We start from the raw sequence: 1102 nt of genomic DNA, 5'->3' as shown, positions 1-1102 counted from the left end.
ACACGACGTTCGCGCTGTGCGCGATGCTCGAAGGCGACTACGAGATCTACATGGTCGCCGACGCATCGGGCGGCACGACGCAGGCCGCGCACGATTTCGCGATGCAGCGCATGGTGCAGGCCGGCGTGGTGCCCGTCACGTGGCAGCAGGTCCTGCTCGAATGGCAGCGCGACTGGGCGCACCGCGAGACGTACGACGCCGTGATGGCGATCGCGAAGGAGCATTCGGGCGCGTACGGCATGGGCGTCGACTACGCGTACACGATGGTCCACAAGGCACCGCAGCGCACCGCGACGCCGCACGAGTCGATCCCGGCCGTTCCGGCGAAGTAAGCGCGGACGGTCTGCGACCGTCGATGCCGGTGCGGCGGGTTCGATGTGAACGCGCCGCGCCGGCTCCGTTGCCGCGGACGGCGGACCGTGAACGAATCACGGATGCCGTCCGCGGCATGTTGGCCGGGACATCAGGACCTGCTCTCCAACCAGTCCGAGAAATTGATCGTATGGAACCCTATCTGGTTTCACTTGGTGCGGGCTTGCTGATCGGTGTCATTTACAGCGCCATCAAGGTGCGCTCCCCGGCACCGCCGCTGATTGCCCTTGTCGGGTTGCTCGGCATGGTGATCGGCGTGCAGGCCATCCCCACCCTCAAACAGCTCTTTGGCTTCTGATCGAAGCGAGGTGATGCATATGACCGCAACCGGGACTCAACCGGATCTGATCCTCCACAACGGACGATTCACGACCCTCGACCGCGCGAACCCCGTCGCGACTTCCGTCGCGATCAAGGACGGCCGCTTCGTCGCGGTCGGCAGCGACGCGGAAGTCATGCCGCTCGCGGGCCGCGCGACGAAGATCGTCGATCTCGGCGGCCGCGGCGCGCTGCCCGGCCTGATCGACAACCACTGCCACGTGATTCGCGGTGGCCTGAACTACAACATGGAGCTGCGCTGGGACGGCGTGCCGTCGCTCGCCGTTGCAATGGACATGCTCAAGCGGCAGGTGGCGATCACGCCCGCGCCGCAATGGGTGCGCGTGGTCGGTGGCTTTACCGAACACCAGTTCGCCGAGAAGCGCCTGCCGACGATCGAGGAACTCAACGC

3 protein-coding genes are annotated in these 1102 nt (G+C 66.0%); all 3 read left to right on the top strand.

Going from position 1 to position 1102, the window contains the following annotated elements; all coding sequences use genetic code 11:
* Nucleotides 1-332, top strand: a 332-nt coding sequence (locus DIE12_RS37705) for an isochorismatase family protein (RefSeq protein ID WP_124524138.1), incomplete at its 5' end; no start/stop codon positions are given.
* 170 nt (nt 333-502) lie between these two features.
* Nucleotides 503-670: a DUF1427 family protein gene (locus DIE12_RS37700; RefSeq protein ID WP_044847131.1), complete on the top strand. Its 168-nt coding sequence runs from the start codon at nt 503-505 to the stop codon at nt 668-670.
* A gap of 19 nt (nt 671-689) precedes the next feature.
* A partial coding sequence (locus DIE12_RS37695) for an amidohydrolase family protein (protein ID WP_148092738.1) occupies nt 690-1102 on the top strand: 413 nt, incomplete at its 3' end.

It is taken from the genome of Burkholderia sp. Bp9015 (assembly GCF_003853505.1).
Classification (GTDB): domain Bacteria; phylum Pseudomonadota; class Gammaproteobacteria; order Burkholderiales; family Burkholderiaceae; genus Burkholderia.
This window is presented reverse-complemented; position numbering and strand designations above follow the sequence as displayed.

Bases quoted from the DNA above. Each gene is read 5' to 3' on its own strand.
- DIE12_RS37700 (WP_044847131.1), top strand. From the start codon at position 503: ATGGAACCCTATCTGGTTTCACTTGGTGCGGGCTTGCTGATCGGTGTC.